19 protein-coding genes and 1 tRNA gene are annotated in these 23,321 nt (G+C 63.2%); 11 read left to right on the plus strand and 9 right to left on the minus strand.

All coding sequences use genetic code 11. The features are described from left to right. Positions 1 to 14: 14 nt before the first annotated feature. The 7 genes from LO787_RS14970 to LO787_RS15000 all read right to left on the minus strand — a co-directional run bounded on the left by LO787_RS14970 (position 15) and on the right by LO787_RS15000 (position 10,486). The gene (locus tag LO787_RS14970) at positions 15 to 335 is read right to left on the minus strand and encodes a ribonuclease E inhibitor RraB (RefSeq protein ID WP_232491809.1); all 321 of its coding nucleotides are present in this window, start codon (positions 333 to 335) and stop codon (positions 15 to 17) included. 86 nt (positions 336 to 421) lie between these two features. Then, positions 422 to 595, minus strand: coding sequence for a hypothetical protein (locus tag LO787_RS14975; RefSeq protein ID WP_232491810.1), 174 nt, complete (start codon positions 593 to 595; stop codon positions 422 to 424). A gap of 836 nt (positions 596 to 1,431) precedes the next feature. After that, the gene (locus tag LO787_RS14980) at positions 1,432 to 3,015 is read right to left on the minus strand and encodes an arylsulfatase (protein WP_232491811.1); all 1,584 of its coding nucleotides are present in this window, start codon (positions 3,013 to 3,015) and stop codon (positions 1,432 to 1,434) included. A gap of 150 nt (positions 3,016 to 3,165) precedes the next feature. Further along, a complete protein-coding gene (locus tag LO787_RS14985) occupies positions 3,166 to 4,725 on the minus strand; it encodes a sulfatase family protein (protein WP_232491812.1) in 1,560 nt (519 codons plus the stop codon). Between the two features lie 61 nt (positions 4,726 to 4,786). Beyond that, on the minus strand, positions 4,787 to 6,331 hold the full coding sequence (locus LO787_RS14990) for a sulfatase (RefSeq protein ID WP_232491813.1): 1,545 nt from the start codon (positions 6,329 to 6,331) through the stop codon (positions 4,787 to 4,789). 85 nt (positions 6,332 to 6,416) lie between these two features. Continuing rightward, positions 6,417 to 9,179 carry a TonB-dependent receptor gene (locus tag LO787_RS14995; protein ID WP_232491814.1) on the minus strand — a complete coding sequence of 921 codons (2,763 nt, stop codon included), beginning with the start codon at positions 9,177 to 9,179 and terminating at the stop codon, positions 6,417 to 6,419. A 368-nt stretch (positions 9,180 to 9,547) separates the two neighbouring features. Further along, positions 9,548 to 10,486 carry a formylglycine-generating enzyme family protein gene (locus LO787_RS15000; protein WP_232496330.1) on the minus strand — a complete coding sequence of 313 codons (939 nt, stop codon included), beginning with the start codon at positions 10,484 to 10,486 and terminating at the stop codon, positions 9,548 to 9,550. A 716-nt stretch (positions 10,487 to 11,202) separates the two neighbouring features. Between LO787_RS15000 and LO787_RS15005 the strand changes: the two genes are divergently transcribed. From LO787_RS15005 to LO787_RS15055, 11 genes are all read left to right on the plus strand, one after another. Next, positions 11,203 to 11,451 carry a hypothetical protein gene (locus tag LO787_RS15005; protein ID WP_232491815.1) on the plus strand — a complete coding sequence of 83 codons (249 nt, stop codon included), beginning with the start codon at positions 11,203 to 11,205 and terminating at the stop codon, positions 11,449 to 11,451. Positions 11,452 to 11,591: 140 nt separating this feature from the next. Further along, positions 11,592 to 12,752, plus strand: a complete 1,161-nt coding sequence (locus LO787_RS15010) for a winged helix-turn-helix domain-containing protein (RefSeq protein ID WP_232491816.1) — start codon at positions 11,592 to 11,594, stop codon at positions 12,750 to 12,752. Between the two features lie 188 nt (positions 12,753 to 12,940). Beyond that, positions 12,941 to 13,702, plus strand: coding sequence for an ImuA family protein (locus tag LO787_RS15015; protein WP_232491817.1), 762 nt, complete (start codon positions 12,941 to 12,943; stop codon positions 13,700 to 13,702). Beyond that, positions 13,617 to 15,440 carry a Y-family DNA polymerase gene (locus LO787_RS15020; RefSeq protein WP_338045379.1) on the plus strand — a complete coding sequence of 608 codons (1,824 nt, stop codon included), beginning with the start codon at positions 13,617 to 13,619 and terminating at the stop codon, positions 15,438 to 15,440. The genes LO787_RS15015 and LO787_RS15020 overlap by 86 nt, the downstream gene beginning before the upstream one ends. Then, positions 15,437 to 18,715, plus strand: coding sequence for an error-prone DNA polymerase (locus LO787_RS15025; RefSeq protein ID WP_232491818.1), 3,279 nt, complete (start codon positions 15,437 to 15,439; stop codon positions 18,713 to 18,715). Before LO787_RS15020 ends, LO787_RS15025 begins: the two co-directional genes overlap by 4 nt. Next, positions 18,702 to 19,007, plus strand: a complete 306-nt coding sequence (locus tag LO787_RS15030) for a hypothetical protein (RefSeq protein WP_232491819.1) — start codon at positions 18,702 to 18,704, stop codon at positions 19,005 to 19,007. Before LO787_RS15025 ends, LO787_RS15030 begins: the two co-directional genes overlap by 14 nt. Before the next feature lie 136 nt (positions 19,008 to 19,143). Continuing rightward, positions 19,144 to 19,401 carry a hypothetical protein gene (locus LO787_RS15035; RefSeq protein WP_232491820.1) on the plus strand — a complete coding sequence of 86 codons (258 nt, stop codon included), beginning with the start codon at positions 19,144 to 19,146 and terminating at the stop codon, positions 19,399 to 19,401. A 64-nt stretch (positions 19,402 to 19,465) separates the two neighbouring features. Next, the gene (locus LO787_RS15040) at positions 19,466 to 20,089 is read left to right on the plus strand and encodes a YbhB/YbcL family Raf kinase inhibitor-like protein (RefSeq protein WP_232491821.1); all 624 of its coding nucleotides are present in this window, start codon (positions 19,466 to 19,468) and stop codon (positions 20,087 to 20,089) included. Positions 20,090 to 20,095: 6 nt separating this feature from the next. After that, on the plus strand, positions 20,096 to 20,590 hold the full coding sequence (locus tag LO787_RS15045) for a nucleoside deaminase (protein WP_232491822.1): 495 nt from the start codon (positions 20,096 to 20,098) through the stop codon (positions 20,588 to 20,590). 64 nt (positions 20,591 to 20,654) lie between these two features. After that, on the plus strand, positions 20,655 to 21,287 hold the full coding sequence (locus LO787_RS15050) for an SOS response-associated peptidase family protein (RefSeq protein WP_232491823.1): 633 nt from the start codon (positions 20,655 to 20,657) through the stop codon (positions 21,285 to 21,287). Between the two features lie 263 nt (positions 21,288 to 21,550). Beyond that, the gene (locus tag LO787_RS15055; protein ID WP_232491824.1) at positions 21,551 to 21,751 is read left to right on the plus strand and encodes a helix-turn-helix transcriptional regulator; all 201 of its coding nucleotides are present in this window, start codon (positions 21,551 to 21,553) and stop codon (positions 21,749 to 21,751) included. Here the strand turns inward: LO787_RS15055 and LO787_RS15060 are convergent. Both LO787_RS15060 and LO787_RS15065 read right to left on the minus strand, forming a co-directional pair. Next, positions 21,743 to 23,008 (minus strand): tyrosine-type recombinase/integrase, encoded by a 1,266-nt coding sequence (locus LO787_RS15060; protein WP_232491825.1) that lies wholly within the window; start codon positions 23,006 to 23,008, stop codon positions 21,743 to 21,745. The two genes, LO787_RS15055 and LO787_RS15060, sit on opposite strands and share 9 nt — an antisense overlap. A 217-nt stretch (positions 23,009 to 23,225) precedes the next feature. Further along, positions 23,226 to 23,300, minus strand: a tRNA-Gln gene (locus LO787_RS15065). Positions 23,301 to 23,321: the final 21 nt, after the last annotated feature.

Below are 23,321 nucleotides of genomic sequence, written 5' to 3' on the forward strand. Positions count from 1 at the left end.
TCGATTTCGATTGATCACGGTTCAGGAAGGTCGAGCCCTTCGGATTGACCCAATTGGGCGTTCGCGAATGCACTCAATCGCTCGTGCTCGGCACGGATGGCCGCCTCCGTGGGGATCATCTCCTTGCATGTCGTGACAAGGTACATGGGACTTTCTGCGCGATGAGGCGCCACCATAGTCTCGCAGCCCAGTCCCTTGGCATCCCGCGCGAAATTTAGGGCCGAAAGTTGATCGAGGAATGTGAACCGCAGGGTGACACGCTTTCGCTCCTCCTCGCTGATCGCCTGCTGGTGGAGCGCCTCGATCTGCACAGCGAGCGGGACCTTTTCCGGCATGACAGGTGTCCTCAACGCGAGTGACTAAGGCTGGTTTCGGACAAAGTCATATCCCTAAGCAATCGAGCGATCTGACGCTATGATCATCAGGCGCTTATTGGTGGGGCAGCATAGGTCTTTCTTGAAAGGAGGTTCAGCTGAGCCTTGTACAACATGGCCAGCTGATGATGACTTTCTGCCGCTTCCGAGGTTGGTGCCTCGGCTGCACGCCGCTCCTCGACTTCAATCATACGACCGCAATGCTGGATCTCGGTATCCATCTCGCTCTCCGCAGCAATAATTGTCGTCCGTCAGCGTAACAGAAAGCTCGTGGGCCGTGCCAACCTAGATCAACCTACCGGGCATTTTGGGAAGCAGGGCCAAATAATCGTAAGTCCATGATTATTCGGGATGTCCCGCAAGGTGGAAACCCGCGAGATCTTTTAATCGATGTAATATTCCGAACGGCCAAGCGCGCGCCCAGGTCAACTCATCTGTAGCAGCCAGCATTGCCAACATGCATCAATGGCGATTGACGCAACTACTGCCATGTCTTCCTTGCAACCTCTTAGCCTCAGGCGCGAGGTGACCAAAGAATTTCACAATGCGAAACAATTCACCCCAGGTCTTGCGCGAAGCGGCACGAGCCGCCTCATCATTTCAGCGATCGGCCTTCGGCTATATTCAGTATGCCGATTGGGAGCATCGCTTGAGCCTCGATGCGCAGCGGCTCATAAGAGCTTTGGAAGAAATGGGGTTCAAGCCGTCACAAGGTTCCGGCGCTTTTGCAACAACATCGCTGAGTGGCCCAATCGACGATTTACGGGAAGGGCAGCTTTCGACCCAGTGCGCGTCCGAAGCAGGAGGTTGCCAATCGGCCAGTCATTAGCATTCTGTATGGGAAAGCGGACGGGCCGCACCTGGAAGCGGAAGATCGATGCCTGAACGGCGACTAAGGGTCGGACTCGGAGATGGAAACCAAACAGTATCCAAGTTTGCGGTTACCGTCTTGTCGACGTCGACCCGCAGCTTGATTAGGTACACATAAAAGCGGGCTACCGTGCGTGTGACGTGCTCGCAAGCAGATATACCTGGGTTGGGATACAACAGTGGAGCGCTATTTCTTCGTCAGTTCGCCTCTGCCGCCGCCCCAATCCTGCCGGGTGCCCGCAAGTCCTCGGTCATAGGCCTCGAGCCAGGGATCGACATGGCTCTTTTCCGCCCATTGATCCCATTGTGCGGACAGTTGCCGAACGACACGCGGGCGGCGGGCTGCAAGGTCGTCAGTTTCGGTGCGGTCGCGGGACATTTCGTAGAGTTCCCAGGGGGCGCCGAAGCGCTTGACCGCCTTCCAGCGACCGTGGCGGATGGCGCGGTTGCCTTCGTGTTCCCAGAGGATCGGCTCCCGGCGCGCAATCTTCCTGCCGCTAAAGGCGGGCGCGATGCTCACGCCGTCCATCGGCAGGATCGCATGTCCCCGATAGGTGGACGGATAGCGGGCGCGGCCTATGCCGACCAGCGTCGGCATGATGTCGACGAGGTGCGTGGGGGTATTCACGATGCCACCGTTGAGTCTTCGAGAGATACCTTGCGGCCATGACGCGATGAGCGGGGAGGCGATCCCGCCTTCGCGGGTGAAGTGCTTGAAGAACGAGAACGGCGTGTTCTGGAGCGTCGCCCAGCTCATGCCCGCGAAGACGTTCGACTGCGGCCCGCCGAGGTCTTCGCCGTCCGCGCGTCCCCACGGCCCGCTTTCCGCGTTGCCGCCGTTGTCGGCCATGAACAGGATCAGCGTATTGTCGAACTGGCCGCTGCGCTTGAGCGCGGCGACCAGCGTACCGATGGCCTGGTCCATGCGGAAGACGTCCGCTGCGTAGATCTCCATGATCCGTTCGAACCGGGCGCGGTCGTCGGGGCTCAGCTTGCCCCAGTCGAACATGTCCGGCAGGCGCGCGGGCAGGCGGGCCTTGGTATCGATGATCCCCAGTGACTTCTGCCGGGCGAAGCGGGCGTCGCGCAGCTTGTCCCATCCGGCGGCATAGGCGCCCCGGAAACGCGCGATGTCTTCGGGCGGCGCCATCAGGGGAAAGTGCGGCGCGGTGAAGGGCAGGTAGAGGAAGAACGGCTTCCTCTTCTCGCCCGCCTCACGGACAAAGCGCAGGCCCCAGTCCACGAACATGTCCGAGGCATACCAGTGCCCGGTCCCCACTTCGGGCGAGGCGGTGGGTACCTGCCGACCGTCGATGTAGACAGTCGTGCGGTTCTTGCTCGTCTGGTCGGGGAAGTAGAGTCCGCCGAGCGGGGGCGTGATCGAGCGGTCGAAACCGCGGTTCCACGGCCCGACGCCATGAGTATTGCCGACATGCCACTTGCCGCTCATCGCGGTGAAATAGCCGGCCTGCTTCAGCACCTCGCCCAGCGTCACCGCCCGCTCGTCGAGCCTTCCGTGCAGGCCGCGCGATCCCGGCACGACCGTCTCTTCGAGATGGCCGACTCCCGCTTCGTGCGGGTAGAGCCCCGTCAGCAGCGAGGCGCGCGAGGGACTGCACCGGGCCGCATTGTAGAACTGCGTGAAGCGCAGGCCATTTGCCGCCAGCGCATCCAGATTGGGCGTCGGAATCTCACCGCCGTAGCTGCCGAGATCGGAAAAGCCCATGTCGTCCGCCAGAATGACGACGATGTTGGGGCGGCTGTCGCTCACCGTTTGCGCGGTGCTTTTGTGCGTGCCTGTCACGGCAGGAGTGGCGTGGGCAGGCATAGCGGACGGCGCCATCGCCGCTACCGTGAGGAGAATGTTCAGTCCGGTTCTCAAGATGTCTCCCATCACGCTCGGTTCACCCATCCACGATAGTCAGGGGCGGCTGCGCCCGTCCCGTTCCACCCTGTCGAGCCAGACCGCCAGACGGCGTGCGCGCTCGGGCTGTTCGGAGGCCAGATCGCGCGTTTCGCCGGGGTCACGGGCAAGGTCGTACAACTGGTCATGCGGCTTTGTGCCGATCGGATTGCCATGGAACGTCTGTGGTTCCGTGCTGTGCCGGATCAGTTTCCAGTCGCCCGCGCGGATGGCGAGGATGCGCGCGCCGCTGCTGGCTACGGTCGCGCCCGTCGTGACCATCAGCTTGGCATCCTCGATCACGTAGTCGCGGCCGGTATTGGTCCTGCCCAGAAGCGGGGCGAGCATGTCGAAGCTGTCCACCGCCGCGCGCTGCGGGAGAGGCTGGCCCACCAGCGAGGCTAGCGATGCCACTATGTCGACATGGTCGACGAGTGCTGTCGATACCCGCCCTGCGGCGATCTGTCCCGGCCAGTGGGCGATCATCGGAACGCGGGTGCCGCCTTCCAGAATGCTGTACTTCCCGCCGCTGAAAGGCCCTGTCGGGCGATGCGCTCCGGCAAGTTCGACCGCGCGGTCGTCGTAGCCGTCGAACAGGACCGGGCCGTTGTCGCTGCTCAGGACGATGAGCGTATCGTCCGCCAGACCCTTGCGCTCCAGCGTTCGCAGCAATTCTCCCACCGTCCAGTCGAGCTGGAGAATGGCATCGCCGCGCGGACCCATGCCGGACTTGCCGACGAAGCGCGGATGCGGTGCGCGCGGCACATGCGGCTCGTTCACGGCATAGTAGAGGAAGAATGGGGCGTCCCGTGGCGCGGTGATGAATTCCAGCGCCTTGCCCAGCAGCACGTCGCTCAGTTCCTCGTCGCGCCAGCGGGCGGATTTGCCGCCGGTCATGTAGCCGATCCGGCTGATCCCGTTGACGATGGTGTCGGAATGTTCGGGATCGGCACCGAACTTGAGCGTGTTCGGATTTTCGGCGCCGGTCGGCTCATCGCCGACCTTGCGCGCATAATCGACTGCGATCGGATCGGACGGATCAAGGTTCGCGACCTTGCGGTTCTCGATAAGCACTGTCGGCACGCGGTCCAGCGTCGCAGGCATGAAAAAGCCCTGATCGAACCCGATGTCGAGGGGGCCGGGGCCGATTTCTCCGTTCCAGTCCACCTTGCCATCGCCGAGGCCGAGATGCCACTTGCCGACGACCCCGGTCGCATAGCCAGCCTGCTTCAGCATGGTGGGGAGGGTGAACGTGCCGGGGCGGATGAGTGCAGGAGCATCGCCCGGCAGGATCTGTGTGCCCGAGGCGCGCCAGGCATAGTTGCCGGTCAGCAGGGCGTAGCGCGACGGGGTGCAGGTTGCCGAGGGCGCGTGGGCATTTACGAACCGGGTACCGCCTGCGGCAAGTCGGTCGATCTGCGGCGTATGGATCGTGCGCGCGCCATAACAGCTGAGATCGCCGTAGCCGAGGTCGTCGGCGTAGATCACGACGATGTTGGGCTTGCGCGGTCCTGCGCCGCCGGTTCGCGCCAGCGCAGGTGTCACGCCGAGCAGGGCTCCGGCTGCGGCTCCTGCCAACAGCCGGCGCCGGGAGATGGTCCTTGATGATGCCTGCAAACCGGTCCGGTCCATGCGCGGTTCAGTCCTTGGGCTTCGGGAGCGGCTTCGGCTTGGGCTGGCGGTCGAGCATGCCGTCCAGTTCCTTCACGACTTCGGGCTTCTCATCGGCGATGTTGCGCGTCTCGCCCGGATCGCCGACAAGATCGTAAAGCTCGTAGACCCGCTCTCCCGTCTGGTCGTGGGTCCAGCGGACCAGCCGGTACTGCTCGGTCCGGATGGCCTGCCCCCAGCGATGTGGACGGTTGTAGAAGTGGTAGGCATAGCCACGCAGCCGGGTCTCGGGATTTTCCAGCACCGGCTTGAGGTTGATACCGTCCATCTTCTGCGGGCCGGTGGGCGGAGGCAGGCCCGCCAGCGCTGCAAGGGTCGGATAGATGTCGACCGTTTCCGTCGGCTGGCGGGTCGAGACGCCTTTGCCGACGCCCGGTCCCGCGAAGATCAGCGGCTGGTGCGTCGCCTGTTCGAAATTGGTGTGCTTTGTCCAGATGGCATGGTCGCCGAGGTGGTAGCCGTGGTCTCCCCACAGCACGACGATCGTGTTCTGCGCGAGCCCGGTGCGCTCCAGCTCGTCGAGCACCTTGCCGATCTGCGCGTCGGTATAGCTGACGCCTGCGTAGTAGCCGTGGACCAGCTTGCGCTTCAGCTCCTCGGGATACTGCGCCTCGGGGGTCTTTTCCGGGATGGGTGTGTAGGCGACGATCTCGCCCCCGACCTTACCTGCGAAGGCGGGCGCGCCTTCGGGTAGGCGCTCGAAATCCGGCATCGGCAGCTTGGCCGGATCGTACAGGTTCCAGTACTTCTTAGGCACCGAGAACGGCAGGTGCGGACGCGCGAAGCCGACCGCAAGGAAGAACGGCTGTTTCGATCCCTTCAGGGCATCGAGGCGGCCGATCGTATATTCCGCCGTGCGGCCATCGGCATAGGCGTCGTCAGACACGTCCGGGTCTTCCCAGGCGACGCCCTTGGGCAATGTCCGGGCATATTCCCAGACATCCTCGTCGGGCAGTTCGAACTCGTTGAACAGCGCTGCCTCGCGGGTCTTGCCCACGGCGAGCGAGGCGGGATCGACGTATTCGATGACGTGATCCTTGTGCGGCGGGACCGAGAAGCTCTGCGGATCGCCAACGGTGCCGTGGCCGATATGGAAGACCTTGCCGATGGACTCGGCGCGGTAGCCTGCCTTCATGAAGTACTGCGGCAGCGTCACCGCGTTCGGCATGAAGTCGCGCAGGTTCATGCCGAAGTCGTAGATGCCGGACGTGGTGGACCTCGCCCCTGTCATCAGGTTGATGCGGCTGGGCGCGCAGACGGCCTGATTGGCATAGGCGAGGTCTATCCGGGTGCCGCGCGCGATCAGGCGGTCGATGTTCGGCGTGACCGCGATCGGATCGCCGTAGCCATGGATCGCGGGCTTGAGGTCGTCGATCAGGATGAACAGCACGTTGGGCCGCGAAGCCGCCTGCTGCGTGGATGCGGCAGGCGATGCCGCTGCCGCTCCACCCTGCTTCGCGATGGCCTGCGCAGAGCCCGAGAGCATCGTGACAGCCAGTAGCGAAGCGATCATGCAGCGCGTTCTTTTGCCCGGTTTCATGCCATTCCCTTTACGTATTCCCATTCGATCGACGGCCCTGCGGCCGGTTGCAAGCCCGTCAGAGCTTGCCACGCACGCCGAATACGAAGCGTCGGTCGGCGCTGCGCTCCTGCGTCAGCGGGCCGTCGGCGAAGATCGCCCGCTCGCGGCTGGCTTCCTTGGTCAGGTTGACGCCCGAGACCGTGATCGCGAACCACGGGTTGATGTCATAGGATATCGACGCATTCAGCTGGCTGCGGGGCTCCTGGTAGAGTGGCAGGTTGTTGGTCACGTCGGTTGCCTCGGTACGCAGGAAGGCGTCGCGATAGGTGTAGCGCACGCGGGCGCTGAAACCCGCCTTCTCGTAGAACAGCGTCAGGTTGTAGTTGTTCTTCGAAAGGTCGCGCAGTGGCAGCGAAAGCTGCACCGGCGTCCCGTCAACCGTGTGCAGGCTGGGCACCGCCAGCGTGCTGTCACGCTTGCCGTCCTGGTAGGTGTAGTTGGCCAGCACGCCGAAGCCCGAAAGCAGGCCGGGCAGGTAGGTGAAGCTGTGCTGGAAGTTCACTTCCGCGCCCTTCAGCGTCGCGCTGCCGAGGTTCTGCGGCTGGTTGATGCCGGTGCAGATGCCGACCGCGCCGGTCAGGTCCACCGCCACCGGGTTCCAGATGCCGCCGACGCAGTTGCTCTCCACGAAGTAGCCGAGCGCGGGGTCGCGCAGTTGCGGGGCGACCGCCACCGTCGTGACGAGGTCGTGGAACTTCTTGTAGAACAGGCCGACCGAAAGAAGGCTGTTGCGGTCGAAGTACCATTCGGCATCGATGTCGAACTGGTCGACGGTCTGCGGCTTGAGGTTCGGATTGCCGGCGCTGACGTAATTGTTGATGATCGGGAAGACGACGGTCGGCGCAAGCTGGCCGAAGTCCGGACGGCGCAGCGACTTGGCGTAGGACGCACGAACGAGCACGCCGTCGGCGGGTTCGAGCGCGAAGACGACGCCCGGCAGCACCTTGGTGTACTTCTGCGTCGCCGAAACGTCGCTGACTACGCCGTTGCTGACAGCGACGCCCGACGCGGTCTGGTCGGTATGGACGAGGCGCGCGCCGATCTCTCCGCGCAGCGACATCCCGGCGATGGTCGTGTCGATGTTGGCCTTGAGGTATCCCGCGTAAGTGCGCTCCTTTACCTGGAAGCGCGCGCCAAGGTCTTCGGGCGGGTCCGCCGCCAGACCCACCGCCGCGCGGGCCGCCGAAGGATCTTGCGTCAACTGCCGGGCCACGACCCAGCCGCCGGTGTAGGTGTCGCCGGTGAAGTCGAAGAAATCGTCTGGCGCGATCTGGAACAGGTCCGGTCGGGATGATGCGACTACGCCCGGGAACTGCCGCGATACCTGCGTGGTTTTGCGACGGCGCGAATCCGTCTGGTTGAAGCGGAAGCCCGCGTCGATCGAGCGCAACGGCCCCCAACCAAGTTCCCATGAGGCGTCTACGCGCTGGGCGTTCTCGACGTTGTGGTAATAGGTGTAGTTGTCGCGCGCGATGAAGGTCTGGTAATAGGCGGGATTGCCGATGTTGGCCGCCAGCGGGCTGGAGCGGTCGATGCTCCAGAACAGATCCTCGCCGCTGGCATCGAACAGGAACGGCGGGCTGATGCGGCCGTTGGCGTTGCCGAAGTTCGCCCCCGTCGGATCGCTGTACTGCGCGACGAGCTGGAAATTGGCGTCGATCGTGTCGGACCCGGCGCGGCTGGCCTCAAAACGTATCGACACGTCGCCGGACCTCCATTCGCCGCCCACTGCCGCGAGATAGGATTCGGTGTTGCGGATCGGGCTCTCGCCGGTCGAGCGGAACTGCGTGCCGCCGATCAGGCCGGAGGTCATCTGGCGGTAGGTGTAACCGCTGGACGTCCGTTCCTCGATATTCGCCTGCGACTGGAACGGCAGCTCCGAGACGTCGTTCGGCTGCTGCATGAAGACGCCGATCTGGCTGCCGACGTTCTTCTGGTCCACGTATGTCCCGTCGACGAACAGGGTCAGGTTCGAGGACGGGCGCCATTCGATTGATCCCGACAGCGACTTGTTGGTACGGTCGTTGATCGAATAGAACTGCTGGGCGTAATTGGGGCGCAGATAGGGGTCTGCGGTGCCGTCTCCATTCAGGTCGACGGTCGTGCGTTCCAGATAGCGCACGTTGAGCTGGTCTTCGCGCACCGTCTGGCGCTGGTAGTTGCCGGCCAGCACGACGCCGATCTCGCCGATGCCGGTGTCGAACTTCTGGCCGAACACCGCTGCAAGGTGCGGATTGTAGCGGTCGGCGGTCTCCGCATATTCCATGTCGGCGCGGATCGTGCGGATCGGCTCCTTGAGGGCGAGGCCCCGGTAGGTGCGCAGGTCGACCGATCCGCCCACCGAACCCTCGATCTGGTCGGCGGTTGGCACCTTGGTGACGCGGACGGAGGCGATCAGCTCGGCGGGCAGGTCGTCGAAGCTGATGCCGCCGCGCGCGTCGGCTGCAGGCGTCGTCGAACGGCCGTTGATGAGGACGAGGTTCTGGCTCGAACCACGGATGGACACGCCGCTGCCGACGCCGCGATTGCGGTCGATCTGGACGCCGGGAATATTCTCCAGGACTTCGGCCAGGTTCTGGTCGGGCAGCTTGCCTACGTCTTCGGCATTGATGACGTCGACGATCGTGACCGTCTCGCGCTTCTCCGAGATGGCGGTACGAAGGGAGTTGCGGATGCCGGTCACGACGATGTCGCCTTGTTCCGCATCGCTACTTGCAGCCGGGGCGTTTGCCTCGACCACTTGCGCGACGCTGGCGCTGGGATGACAAAGCGCCAGCAAGGGCAACGCCGCTAGAGATACACGCAATGTAGCTGGCCCTGATGGGAATGCTGAATCTGACACGATACCCCCTGAATGTGCCGACCCGCCTGGGGCGCTGTCGGATACTTTGGGGCGTGTCGTATCTCAATCTTTATCGTAGAGAATCAAAAAATACTATTTATCCGGAAAGCGATGGTTGCTTTCCCCGTAGCGGAAGACCGAAACAGCGGATCACCACGTCATCGAGGCTGTGCGCAGATATATGGCTGCCGAATGCCGCTGCGATGATCTCCCAGAAGATCGTCTTTGCCGTGCATCCGCGTGCGTGCCCGTAGCGATCTCGAGAGCTATGCGCTGTCGATACCCTACGCTGGATAGCCGGGCGATCAGGCCATGGAGGGATGCCGCCGAACGCAACGGAACCCGATATGCGACGTGGCCGTATCGATCATCTCGGGATGACGCGCCGCCGGTCGGTAACGCTGGCAATAGTTGGCCGCGCACAAGTGCGACCCGCCCTTGAGCACCTTGCGCCCTATCCGCACGCCCGGCTGCGATGGATCGAAGCTATTCTTGAGCTTACCGCCTCGCGGGTTGCTGACGGTGCAGCATGACTGCGGGTCTTTCTTACGCAGAACGTCGGGCCTGTCACTCCACCAGTCGCTCGTCCATTCCCAGGTATTGCCTATCATGTCGAACAGGCCGTAGCCGTTGGCGGGGAACGACCCTACCGGCGAAGTGCGTTCCCAGCCGTCGAGTAACTGGTTGGCAAAGGGGAAAAGGCCCTGCCAGTAATTGGCGAGCATCGCCCCGTCGGGCGCCAGTTCATCGCCCCAAGCATAGTCCGCACCGTCCAGTCCGCCGCGTGCGGCGAATTCGAATTCGGCCTCGGTCGGCAGATCCTTGCCTGCCCATTCCGCGTACGCCTGCGCGTCGGCATAGGCGATCTGGACGACGGGATGATCCCAGAGGCCGAGGGAGTCCGCATCACTTTCCGGTCCCAGCGGGTGACGCCAGTCGGCCCCGAAGTCAAAACGCCACCAGTTGGCGGGATTGCCGGTATCGACCGGCACCACGGTCTTGTGGAAGACCAGTGAGCCAGGTTGGGCCATCTCCGGCGTCATGCCCGGATACTGGGCAGGATCGGGCGCAACTTCGGCGACCGTGCGGTAGCCGGTCGCAGCGACGAACTGGGCATACTGGTGGTTCGTGACAGGCGTGGCGTCGATCCAGAATCCGTCGACGGACACCCGGCGCACAGGCGCCTCCTCGGGATAAAATTTGTCCGATCCCATCGCGAAAGTGCCGCCGGGAATCCAGATCATTCCAGCCTGCACCTCAGTATGCGTGTCGATCATCTCGCTGCCTTGAAACCCGACTGTCTATCCGTCATGGCCGCACGACTAGCGGCTGACGGCAAGGCGGGCAATTCTGCACGACACAGGCTATCAAGGCCGCAGACATTCTACCGGCGATTTCACCACTTGAATGCACAACTTGCCAGATTAGCCGTCGGCGTGGCGCGTTCTCGAATCTCTGATCTTGATAAATCCTTAATCTGACGACTATGCTAAGCGCCGATAGCGTCGATCAAGATGCTATAAGATTTAGTCTGCCTTATTTACTAGGCAGCCGCTGGCAATTGACCGGTTCCACCCCAATCTGGCGTTGCGGTGGCAGTTACGGGGTGGCGTCGTCCGTACGAAACCGAGCTGGATAGCAGACCGTCAGCAGCTGGGGATCAAGAATTAGATGTTGGAGGTCAGGAATGGGTCCGTTGTCGCTGGACCGCTTTGTCGGCCGAATTATCGCAAGGCTGTCATCCCGATTCCGATGACCGGCTTCGCGTTTCCTGATTACCGGGGGGTGCTAACGGGTTGATCACGGTTGCCAGACGAACTTGTTGCGGCTCTGGAGTGATCTTCGATAAAGTTCATTTGGTATCAGCGGCTCCTAGGCTGCGTCCACCTAACGTATCCCTCACGGGTCCGCACCATCCGCAATTCCTCACCGAATTCACCGATTAGGCCGTTCCCATCACATGGCCACCGACCAAAATTATCCGGCTCAAAAAGACCTCCCCACATCCGAACAAGTTGCTTATGCGAACCATGTGCATCAGCAGCACGAAGGTTTCAATGGCAGCGACGGGGTTCTTCACTACGGGCAGCTTTTCACCCGATCTGAGGTGTATGTCGGCGGTCAGAAGACGGGCAGCTATCTGCCATTTCCCAAAATTAGGGGACTTTCTCCTATCGGCCCATCTTGGGCATCCAGAATGGAAAAGTAGGCCGCCGCACCTACGTGCAAAATCGGCGGCAGAACAGTCTCGATGGGGAGGTTGGGTGATTGATGAGCGGATGCCTCGTAACGGGCATGGGCGCTCTCTTCCTTGCTTCATCACACCCAGCGCGCATACTGTGGAAGCCCATGAAAGTTGAAGCAATCGGATTGCATGCTGCGCGCCGAATAGCCCTTGCCGCGCAAGGTTTCGGACAGAAGCGTCCAGATCGTCCGACGTCAGGTCATTTGCGACGAACTCTCGACCGTCTGCAATTGCACCAGATCGACAGTGTCAACGTGCTTACGCGAGCACATTATCTCCCCGCCTTTTCACGCTTGGGCGGCTATGACAGGGGTGTTCTCGATCAGATTGCCTGGGGACCGAAGCGGCAGCGAAAGCTTTTTGAATATTGGGCGCACGAGGCGTCTTTGCTGCCATTCGAGATTCATCCCCTCCTGCGCTGGCGCATGGCAGAAGCGGATCGCGGCGAGGCAGGTTGGACATGGATGCGCCACTGCGCAACGGAGGGCCGGGCAGAGGCCATGGCAATGCTGGCACGCATCCGCTCCGATGGCCCTATGTCAGCCGCCGACTTCGAAACTCACAAAGGGCAATCTGGCTGGTGGGAGTGGAGTGACACCAAGCGCACGCTGGAGTGGCTGTTCTGGGCGGGGCACATCACAACCGCCACGCGTCGACGCGGCTTCGAGCGAGTCTATGATCTGCCTGAACGGGTGCTGCCCGCCGATGTGCTGGCCCTTCCAACGCCAGCGGATGACGCGGCCCACCGTGCATTGATCGAACGCGCTGCGATGGCCCACGGCATCGCCACCGAAAAGGAACTGCGCGACTATTTCCGCCAGTCTCCGGCGCAGGCGCGCCCTGCTATTGCAGCGCTCGCGGAAGACGGCATTTTGATCCCTGTCGCCGTGGAGGGAAGGCGGCATGCCTGGCTGCATCGCGATGCCCGACGACCGCGACGTATCGATGCACGGGCGCTGCTGGTCCCCTTCGATCCTCTGATTTGGGAGAGGGACCGGACCGAACGACTGTTCGGCTTTCGCTACCGCATCGAAATTTACGTCCCTGCACAAAAGCGCCAATATGGCTACTACGTCCTGCCGTTCCTGCTGGGTGACCGATTGGTGGCTCGCGTTGATCTCAAGGCGGACAGAACCGCATCGACGCTGCTGGTCCGCTCAATCCACGTGGAATCCGATGCCCCAGATCACACCCACGATGCTTTATATGTGGAATTGCGGGCAATGGCGGATTGGCTGGGGCTCGCCGAAGTAAGGGTTGGGTGATGCCGTGTCCGGCCACGTCGCGTGGCTGAGTTCAAAGCAGGCAAGACATCCCTCTCGAGACCGGTGTGCTTCCGCCGTTTGCACAGGCTTGTCCCCATACTGGACGTGAAGACCGATTCAAAGCGGTTGACCGCCGCCTGTCTGAGGTGAGAACATAAAAGGAACAAATCCGAGTCAGCGAAGTCACCATGCAACCCGTTTCCTCCCTTGTGCATCCAAGCATTGATGCCCTGCGCGCCTTGGCGACGCCGATTAACGATCATCGGGTCATGCCTTTCGGTGTCGAGACATTGGATACCCGACTAAGCTCTGGTGGTCTGCGCGCCGGGGCCCTGCACGAGGCAACTGCGCTGAGCTGCTCGCTGGTCGATGACGCAGCCGCGACGCTGTTCCTTGCCGGTATCGCCGCCCGTGAAGCCCACACCGCTGCGGCGCCGGTGCTGTGGGTCAGCTGCCGCAACGATCTCTACGCACCCGGCCTGGAGCAGGCAGGGTTAGTCTCCGCCGACGTAATTCATGCGCAGCCGCGCGACGATGCAGCATTGCTCGCCGTCGTCGAAGATGCGGTGCGCGATGGAACGCCTGCTGCCGTGGTGGCCGAGGCCAGCAAGGTCTCGATGGTCGCTACCCGTCGCCTGCAGCTCGCAGCAGCCGAGGCCGACATTCCGGTACTCCTACTCCGCCGTCACCGCAGCCGGGATCGTGACCCGCTTGCCGAGACTTCCGCAGCTTGGACCCGCTGGCGCATTTCCAGTGCGCCATCAGAACGGCTCGGCGTCGCCGGCGTTGGGCGCCCGCGCTGGTTGATCGAACTTGCGCGTCAGCGCGGCGGCGAAGGCTTTTCCCTGATCGTGGAGGGATGCGATGCGACGGGTCGTCTCGCTGTTCCTGCCGTTCCTCGCCATCGAACGGCTGAGACGGCAGGATCGGTTCGCCGCGCCGCGGCCTGAGCCGCGCGCACTCCAGCTTCCCGTCGATGATAACCCCGGTGCCTGCTCGGTTCCTCGCGGGGGTGGGTGGCGGCCGGGTGCGCGCTGGGCGCGCGAGCGGCAGATTGCAGAAGGGCAGGGGGCCGTCAGGGGCAAGGACCGCACACGCCGGGATGTCGAGCGCGAGATCGCGGCGTTGCCGTTGCATGCCAAGCCGCCGATGCGCGAACTGGGGCGACGCTCCGAATCGGCAGAGCATCCGTTCAAGCGGATGGCCTCGTCAGCAGTGTCGGAACAGTTGCACGACGCGCCGCAGGCCGCGGCCGCTCCGCTGGCGCTCATCGGCAAGGTCGGCCGCCGCGACGAGATCGTTTCGGCCTGTCCGGCGGCGAGAGCATTGGGCATCCATGTCCGCATGGCGGCAACCCATGCCCGCGCGCTCGTTTCCGATCTCGACTTCCGCCCTGCAGAGCCCGAGGCCGACGCAGCGCTGCTCGATCGCCTCGCCCTGTTCGGCATTCGCCGCTGGTCGCCGATCGTCGCGGTCTCGCCGCCGGACGGGATCTGGCTGGACCTGACCGGCGCCGCGCACCTGCATGGCGGAGAGGAACACTTCTGCCAGCGGCTGCGGGCCTTCTGCCGCCGCGCCGGTTTCACGGCGCGCATCGCGATCGCCGAAACGCCGGGCGCGGCGCATGCGCTGGCCCGCTACGGCCGCGATGACATTGCCATCATTCCGCACGGCGGCGTGCTGAAGGCGCTGTCGCCGCTTCCGGTCGCCGCGCTGCGTCTCGAAAGCGGCGCACTGGCCGCTGCGCGCAAGTTCGGCTTCGAGACGATCGCCGACCTGCTGCCTGTCGCGCGCGGTCCGCTGGCGAGGAGACTGGGGCTCGCCACCATCGACCGGCTCGACCAGGCGCTGGGAGGCAAGGCCGAACCGATCACCCCGCGTGAGGGCGTGGTTATCCCTGCGGTCGAGCGTCGGCTGCTCGAGCCGATCGGCGCGGCCGAAGCGATCGCGCAAGTCATGCACGACCTGCTGAAGGACTTGGCCGAGGTGCTTCAGCGCCAGGGGCTGGGTGCGCGCTCGCTGCGCCTGATTGCTTTACGCATCGATGGCGGTGAGCAGGTGGTGGCTATCGGCACCTCTCGGCCCACCCGCGAAGTGCCGCACCTGCTGCGCCTGCTGAAGCTCAGAATCGAGCGTATCGATCCCGGCATGGGCCTCGAACAGTTCCGGCTTCTGGCGCCGCATACCGAACCGCTCGATGCCGAGAACCTGGGGGCAATCCTCGCTGGGGAAAGTACGGTGCGCGATCCTGCGCGCCTGGTCGATGTCGTGGCCGGCAGAATCGGACCGGACGCGGTGTTCCGCATCGCACCCGTCGAAAGCCATGTGCCGGAACGTGCCGTGAGGCCGACCAGCCCGATCGCGACAGCCGGCTCCTGGCCCGCCTGGCAGCGCCCGGTGCGCCTTTTCGCCCCGCCCGAGCCCTTGTCGCGCGTGATCGCGCTGTTGCCCGATCAACCGCCCAAGCGGTTCGAATGGCGCGGCCGGTCCTACAACGTCGTGGCCGGCGACGGTCCCGAGCGCATCCATGGCGAATGGTGGCGGCGGAATGCCGAAGTCTGGGCCGTGCGCGACTACTACCGGGTCGAGGACGAGGAAGGCGGGCGCTACTGGGTGTTCCGCCGCGGTGATGGCGTCGCCGGCGAGACCGGCGATCTCTCGTGGTGGATGCACGGGGTTTTTGCATGACCGCCTACGTCGAACTCCAGGTGCTCACGCATTTCTCGTTCCTCCGCGGGGCGTCGAGCCCGGACGAGCTGTTCTCGGTTGCGGCGAAGCTGGGCTATCCCGCTATCGGCATCGCCGACCTTGGCAGTGTCGCCGGCGTCGTGCGCGCCTGGGAGGCCGAGAAGGCCACGGGCGTGCGGCTCATCGCCGGAACCCGGGTCGATCTGTCCTGTGGAAGGCGCCTGCTGCTTTATCCGACTGACAGGCCGGCCTGGTCGCGGATCACGCGCCTCCTTACCATCGGTAAGCGTCGGGCAGGGAAGGGGGCTTGCCTCTTGCACTGGCACGAACTCGAAGCCTGGTCCGAAGGCGTCATCGCCATTCTGCTGCCGCAGGAGGCCGACGCCGAGAATGCTGCGGCGCTGGCCGATCTGCGTGCCGTCTATGGACGACGCGCGCACATGGCGCTGTTCCAGCGCCGCCGGCCCGACGACGCAGTGCGGATTGATGCGCTGGCACGGCAGGCGAGAGAGGCCGGCGTACGCGCGGTCGTCACCGGCGACGTGCTTTACCATGCGCCCGATGCCCGGTTGCTGCAGGATGTGGTGACCGCCATCCGGCACAATTGCCGGGTCGATGACCTTGGTTATCGCCGCGAGGTCAACGCCGATCGCGCGCTCAAGTCCGCAGGGGAGATGCAGCGGCGCTTCGCCGCCTATCCCGATGCCCTGCGCGCCAGCGTCGATATCGCCGAGGCTTGCACCTTTTCGCTCAGCGATCTCACCTACCACTACCCGCAGGAGAAGGTGATCGAGGGGCTGACCGCGCAGCAGGCGCTGGAGGCAATGGCGCAAGAGGCGCTCTACGCCATGTTCGAGGGTAATCCGCCGCAGGACTACCGCGACCAGATCGCGCATGAGCTGAAACTCATCGCCGAGCTGAACTACGCGCCCTACTTCCTGACCGTCCATTCGATCGTCGCCGAGGCGCGGCGACGGGGCATCCTGTGCCAGGGGCGTGGATCGGCAGCGAACTCCTGCGTCTGCTTCGTGCTCGGCGTCACCTCGATCGATCCGATCAAGCACGAGCTGCTGTTCGAGCGCTTTGTCTCGGGCGAGCGGCGCGAGCCGCCTGACATCGACGTCGATTTCGAGCACGAACGGCGCGAGGAGATCATCCAGTGGATTTTCGAGACCTACGGGCGCGACCGGGCGGCACTGACGGCGGTCATCACCCGCTTTCGCGCGCGCGGCGCGGTGCGCGATGTCGGTAAGGCCATGGGCCTGCCCGAAGATTTGACCTCTTCGCTGGCAGGATTGGTCTGGGGCTGGTCAGCCGAAGGCGTGGGCGAGAAGCAGGCCGAGGAACTCAATCTCGACATGTCCGACCGGCGTCTGCGCCTGACGCTCGATCTTGCCCGTCAGCTGATCGGCGTACCGCGCCAGTCGAGCCAGCATCCCGGCGGCTTCGTATTGACCCACGATCGGCTCGATGACCTCGTCCCGATCGAGCCCGCCGCCATGGCCGATCGTCAGATCATCGAATGGGACAAGGACGACATCGATGCCCTGAAGATGATGAAGGTCGATGTGCTGGGGCTTGGCATGCTGGGCTGCATGAACCGGGCCTTCACGATGCTGGAGGAGAGCAAGGGGGTGAAGGTGGGTCTTGCCGACCTCCAGAGCGACGACCCCGATGTCTACGCCATGATCCAGAAGGCCGACACACTCGGCACCTTCCAGATCGAGAGCCGGGCGCAGATGTCGATGCTGCCGCGCATGAAGCCGCGCCGGTTCTACGACCTGGTGATCCAGGTCGCGATCGTGCGTCCCGGCCCGATCCAGGGCGACATGGTCCATCCCTACCTGCGCCGCCGCGAGGGGCTGGAGAAGCCGGAGTATCCGCGGCCCGAATTGCGCGCGGTCCTCGAAAAGACGCTGGGCGTGCCGCTCTTCCAGGAGCAGGCGATGAAAGTTGCCATCGTCGGCGCGGGTTTCACAGCTGTTGAGGCTGACCAGCTGCGCCGCGCGATGGCGACCTTCAAGATGACCGGCGGGGTCTCGCATTTTTCCGAAAAGCTGATCGAGGGCATGGTCGGGCGCGGCTATCCGCGCGACTTCGCCGAGCGCACCTTCCGCCAGCTCGAAGGCTTCGGCTCCTATGGCTTCCCGGAAAGCCATGCGGCGAGTTTTGCCAAGATCTCCTATGCCTCGAGCTGGATGAAGCATCATCATCCCGACGTTTTCTGCGCCGCGCTGATGAATGCACAGCCGATGGGCTTCTATGCGCCGGCCCAGATTGTCGGCGACGCGCGCCAGCACGGGGTTGAGGTCCGGCCCGTCTGCATCAATGCGAGCCGTTGGGATTGCTCGCTTGAGCCGACACGAAGCCGATATCATGCGGTGCGGCTGGGCTTGCGGCAGGTGCGCGGGCTTTCCAATGCTGATGGCGCAAGCATCGTGAGTGCAAGAGGCGGTGTCCCGTTTGCGTCCGTCGAGGACGCCTGGCGCCGCTCGGGTGTGCCGCGCGCCGCGATAGAGAAGCTGGCGGACGCCGATGCCTTTCGCGCCTTCGGATCCGACCGGAGGAAGGGGCTATGGAAGGTGCGGGGCCTTGGCGAAGCGCCCTTGCCGCTTTTTGCTGCGGCGGATCGTGCAGCAAAAGTGATCAGCGCGGAAGGGATCGAACCCGACGTTGCCCTGCGCCCACTGACCGATGGCCGCGAGGTGATCGAGGATTATCGTTCGCTCCAGCTGTCGCTGCGCGCCCATCCGCTCACGTTCGTGCGCGAGGACCTCGCCCGGCGCGGGGTTACGCGCTGCGCCGACCTTGCGAACATCCGCGATGGCCGCAAGGTCGAGGTCGCCGGGATCATCTTGGTCCGTCAGAAGCCGGGCTCGGCCAAGGGCGTGCTCTTCATCACCATCGAGGACGAGACCGGTATCGCTAACGGGATCCTCTGGCCCGATCGTTTCGAAGCCCAGCGCCGCACCGTGATGTCCGCCTCGATGGTGGGGCTCAAGGGACGGGTGCAGAAGGAGGGCGAGGTGATCCATGTCATCTGCGACCGGATCATCGATCATGGCGATCTGCTGCATAAGGTTGGCGAGATGGCCTTCCCGTACCAGACGGGCAGGGGGGACGGGGCGCGGCATGCCGGCGCGCCGGATCGCGGGGACATTGTTCGACCAGAGGTGGGCTGGAGCCCCAAGCCCTACAACAGCTACTGGCCGCCTCATGCCGATGGCCGCGATCCCGAAGACGTCGTGCGCTTCAAGTCGCATGATTTTCACTGAGATGGGCGCAAGCCTGCCGAAACATCAGCGCATCGTCATTGCGCTTTCCGTGCATATCCTGCGCAGCGGCGTAACCCGCTGCGGCGAAGCGCGGGTCGATACTATCGAAGTCCGCCTCGCGCTTCGCTGTCTGCTCCCCCATTGCCGCGAGCGGTGGCCGCTCGAACTGTATTGGGATGCGGCGCGTCAGGAAAACGAGATCGGACGTGCCCAGGGTGTCACTGCGGCATTCAACGGAATTGTGCGTCAATTGCGGCTTGCCGGACGGTATGAAGATACGGTGTCGTCATAGTCGCAGGAACGATACCGGGCCTTGTGAGCGGAACAGCTCTGGCGCCTTGCAGCGCGCTGGATCGGGGCCGCAAATCAACGCCAGTAAATTCACCGGTCCTTGCGACCATTGCGACCCTTGTGCGTTGACAGGAGCGATGCCTGAAATCGAAAGCTCCCTTCTCGTTGCCGCCAATCGCCTGCACCATCGTGGGTTCACGACCCCGATCATGTATTGCCGGGACGAAGACGTTCTGATCGGCAGGATCGAGGGCATAGCGCACGACGTTTCCTGGCGCACCGTCGATCTGGTGGCTTTCAAGAGCGCGTTCATGGCTCACGTCGACGCTTACCTTCAGGGACAAGGCCGACCGGTTCACGCAGATCGAGGGGCTGGGCGCGTTCGTCTCGTCTGAGTGCCGCGCGCGGCAACCCATGCGTGAGCCAGGAAAAACCATCCAGTGTGGAAAGGATCACGAAGTGCTCGAACACGTACCCGCTTGGCTGGGCAACTTGCTCAAGGATGTCCGCGCCGGACACTCGAAACTGGCAATTGTCCGCGAAGACATGGGTGACCGCCTGTTTCCCTTATCTAGTCCCGCATTCGCAGACGGTCAGCGCCTCCCGATCAGGTTCACCGCCGACGGGGAAGGCATTTCGCCGCCTTTGAGCTGGGGACCTCTCCCTGACGGAACAGCCTCGTTGGCACTACTTGTCGAAGATCCCGACGCACCCGCCCCCCATCCCCTGGTTCATGCCCTTGTCTGGAATATCCCGCCCGATGTTGGCGGGCTGCCCGAGGGTGCGATCGTGCCGGACGGGGACGGCGCAGCGGATGGCAGCGACGTTGGACGAAACAGTTATCTCGCCGAGGGCTGGCTGCCGCCCGATCCCCCCAAGGGCCACGGCGTGCATGACTACGTGTTCCAGCTTTTCGCACTTTCGCAAGTTTCGGCCCTCGAAGCCAACCCGGGGCGCTCCGCGTTTCTCGAGGCGATACACGGTAACGTCCTTGCCGCCGGCTTCCTCATCGGGACCTACTCGCGCGATGAGCCGGCAAGTTCGAGTACCGCCGGAGCGGGCCTTCGGCCTGCGGGCGCCTGATCCACCATGATCGACGACAATGACAGGGCCTGGATGCGTGAGGCCATTAAACTGGCAAAATCGAAAGGAACAGCGCCGCAGGATACGCCGATCGCGGCCATCATCGTGCTGAATGGTCGTGAGCTCTCCCGGGGGATCAACGAGACTGAGGAGACTTGCGACGCGACGGCGCACGCCGAAATGATGGCATTTCGCGGAGCAGGACCGGCACACGGCGACATGGACCTTCGCGGCGCGACGCTCTACTCGACCCTGCAGCCGTGCGGCATGTGCACGATGGCCTCGATCTGGGCCAAGGTGGGTCGCATAGTCTACGGTGCGGGTCGTGACGACGTTCACCAGATGTATTTCGAAGACCGGCACCTCGACACCATGGACTTCATCAAGGACGCATTTCGTGACGACCTTGCCCTTGAAGGCGGATGCTTGCGGGCGGAATGTGCCGCCCTCTACTTCGCGCCGGCCGACGAAGTTCCGGTGGAAGAACAGGGCAATCTCTGAAAAGCGGAGCTGGCAACGACCAGCGGTCGGACATAAAAGACCATCGTCTCTCAGGATTTGACCCATGTGTAACCGCGCCCGCATGAAAGGTGAGATCGAGACGATCTGGGGATCGGTCGCCGAGCTCTTCAGCGAAGCCCCGCGCGACAATCGCTTCGACCCCCAGGAACTGCGCCCACGGGGGCGGGCTTATGTGATGCGCGAACAGGGCAACATGTTCGGCTGGGACGTCATGAGCTGGGATGTCCTTGGCGGCAAGGCCGCCTGGCCGATGACCAACGTACGCAACCTCGCATTGCCGCAATGGCGACGGCTCGCCGAGCGTCCCGAGAACCGCTGCGTGGTGCCGCTCACCGAGTTCTGCGAGTTTACGCCGGACAAGCATGATCTTGGTGACGGCAAACCGCCACTGAAGGGTGAGATGTGGTTTTCGGTGATCGACCAGCCGGTGTTCGCCGTTGCCGGTTTCTGGCAAGCGACCGAGAGCGGCAACAGCTTTGCCATGGTGACATGCGATGCCAATTCGCTCGTCGAGCCGATCCATGCCAAGGCGATGGTAACGATCCTCGAGCCGAACGATGTCGATGTATGGCTGAGAGGGTCGTACGATGAAGTCCGCTCGCTCCAGCGACCGTTCGATGCCGCGCGAATGGCTGTGCGAGGACCGATATTTCCGACGCGCCACACCGAGCGATAGACTAATGATGCGATAGGTTGCGTGCGTCCGCCGGTCCGATCACCCTGGATGCAGGCGACGGCAATCAGCTTCGCCATAGCACCTGCCATAGACTGCAGCTTCGAACTCCTTTCGGGATTCGGCCGCGCAGGTCATCGCACGATCAGATGAGCGATCCATCGTCACCAGCAAGGCGGGCGGAGGCACTCGGCGGAGACTTTGCGAGTCGGATCCAATTCCTGAAAATGGGCGGTACCTTGCCTACCAACCGGAGGACCGTGATTATGACCACGCACAGCCACGAGCGCCTTCTGCGGCTCAATACCGTCCTCGATCGTACCGGCCTTTCACGTTCGACCCTATATAGGAAGATCGAGCAAGGCACGTTCCCGCGGCAGTTGAAGATCTCCCTTCGATGCTCTGCCTGGCGGGAGACTGCAATCGAGCAATGGCTCCATGATCCAGACGCTTACACATCAGATTGAAGCAGCACGATTGGCCGATATCGCCAGTGCCTCGCCTTTCGCTTCCATTTCATCAAGGTAGTCGGCCCACCACTGCATCATAGGACGCCGGTGCGCCAGATATTGCGCAGCGTTGTAGGCAGCGCGAACACCTCGGGGTTGGTGCGCCAATTGATGCTCGATCCAGTCAGGCTGAAAGCGGCCGCTCTCGTTCAGGACGGTGCTCGCGAGACCCCGAAATCCGTGGACCGTCGCTTTTCCGCGCAGCCCGATGCGATACATGATGTCGAGCATCCGGTTTTCGCTGATCGTCATCGTGCGAGAGCCGGCTACAGGAAACAGGAAGCGCCCGTGCTGCATGTTTCCGGCCTTGCGGTAGACATTCAACTCCCGAATCTCATCGAGCAAGACAAGCGCTTGGCGGGGAAGAGGCACGAGGTGCTCGCTGCGCATCTTCATCCGCTCGGGCCCGATTCGCCATAGAGGCTCCGGGCCGTCGAGATTCTCAAACTCGGACCATTCCGCGAAGCGCGTCTCTTGAGAGCGAACCATAGTCAGGATCGTCCAGCGCAGTGCGAGGTGGCTGAGCCGAGCACCGCCGTCGGCGTTCAATTTCACAAAGAAAGCCGGCATGTCCTTTGCCGCGACCTTGGAACGATGCTGGACCGGCCGGGGTTTGGACATCGCCGGATTGAGGTCGCGGCATGGATCGCTTTCGCATCGACCATCCGGGATCGCATAGCGAAAGATTTCGCTACAATGGTTCTTCAGCCGACGGGCCATTTCGATAGCGCCGCGCGCTTCGATCTTTCGGATCGCTTCCAGGACCTGCCGCGGTCTGATCTCGGCAATGTCGAGTTTGCCGATCACAGGAAAGATGTCAGCTTCCAGTCGGCCGACGACCAGTGCTGCATATCGAGGGGTCCAGGAGACAGACCGAACCTCGAGCCATTCGCGTGCGACGTGCTCGAAGCGGTTAGCGATGCGGCCATTCGCACGAGCTTCTTGTTCGCGCTTCTCCGCCTGACGTTCCTCGGACGGGTCGAGCCCCATCTCGAGAAGCTGGCGCATCTCATCTCGCCAACTGCGCGCGGCCAGCAATGTCGTCTTGGGGTACGGGCCGCCCGAGAGCAGTTTCTGCCTGCCCTCGAACCGATAGCCGAAACGCCAGATCTTGGAGCCGTTGGGATTGATGAGCAGGTAGAGACCGCCGCCGTCCGAACGCTTGTAGGGCTTGGCCTGCTTCTTCAGCGCCTGAATGCCGATGTTGGTAAGCATGTTGGTACGTTTCCATCAGAAACGCAGGTTCGAGTCCCGATGCCTCGGAATCTACCACTGCGAGGTGATTTCGTACCAGCAAATTGATCAACTAGGGGGCGGGCTGCAAGACCCCCTCCTGGGACGTCCGGGGTCATCTGGACCTCGTAAAATGGCGGAAAACAGCCATTTCTGTGGAGGCTCTGGGGATGGCTTGGGATGCTCTGCAATGGAGTGCTGGCTGGGGCGGCAGGATTCGAACCTGCGAATGCCGGTACCAAAAACCGGTGCCTTACCGCTTGGCGACGCCCCAGCAGGTCGGCTGCGCGTCGTC

Source organism: Novosphingobium kaempferiae, assembly GCF_021227995.1.
Lineage (GTDB): Bacteria > Pseudomonadota > Alphaproteobacteria > Sphingomonadales > Sphingomonadaceae > Novosphingobium > Novosphingobium kaempferiae.

Coding starts and splice junctions, on each gene's coding strand:
- LO787_RS14970 (WP_232491809.1), bottom strand. CDS start 335: ATGCCGGAAAAGGTCCCGCTCGCTGTGCAGATCGAGGCGCTCCACCAG.
- LO787_RS14975 (WP_232491810.1), bottom strand. CDS start 595: ATGGATACCGAGATCCAGCATTGCGGTCGTATGATTGAAGTCGAGGAG.
- LO787_RS14990 (WP_232491813.1), bottom strand. CDS start 6,331: ATGATCGCTTCGCTACTGGCTGTCACGATGCTCTCGGGCTCTGCGCAG.
- LO787_RS15000 (WP_232496330.1), bottom strand. CDS start 10,486: ATGATCTGGATTCCCGGCGGCACTTTCGCGATGGGATCGGACAAATTT.
- LO787_RS15005 (WP_232491815.1), top strand. CDS start 11,203: ATGGCCACCGACCAAAATTATCCGGCTCAAAAAGACCTCCCCACATCC.
- LO787_RS15010 (WP_232491816.1), top strand. CDS start 11,592: ATGAAAGTTGAAGCAATCGGATTGCATGCTGCGCGCCGAATAGCCCTT.
- LO787_RS15015 (WP_232491817.1), top strand. CDS start 12,941: ATGCAACCCGTTTCCTCCCTTGTGCATCCAAGCATTGATGCCCTGCGC.
- LO787_RS15020 (WP_338045379.1), top strand. CDS start 13,617: ATGCGACGGGTCGTCTCGCTGTTCCTGCCGTTCCTCGCCATCGAACGG.
- LO787_RS15025 (WP_232491818.1), top strand. CDS start 15,437: ATGACCGCCTACGTCGAACTCCAGGTGCTCACGCATTTCTCGTTCCTC.
- LO787_RS15030 (WP_232491819.1), top strand. CDS start 18,702: ATGATTTTCACTGAGATGGGCGCAAGCCTGCCGAAACATCAGCGCATC.
- LO787_RS15035 (WP_232491820.1), top strand. CDS start 19,144: ATGCCTGAAATCGAAAGCTCCCTTCTCGTTGCCGCCAATCGCCTGCAC.
- LO787_RS15045 (WP_232491822.1), top strand. CDS start 20,096: ATGATCGACGACAATGACAGGGCCTGGATGCGTGAGGCCATTAAACTG.
- LO787_RS15050 (WP_232491823.1), top strand. CDS start 20,655: ATGTGTAACCGCGCCCGCATGAAAGGTGAGATCGAGACGATCTGGGGA.
- LO787_RS15055 (WP_232491824.1), top strand. CDS start 21,551: ATGACCACGCACAGCCACGAGCGCCTTCTGCGGCTCAATACCGTCCTC.
- LO787_RS15060 (WP_232491825.1), bottom strand. CDS start 23,008: ATGCTTACCAACATCGGCATTCAGGCGCTGAAGAAGCAGGCCAAGCCC.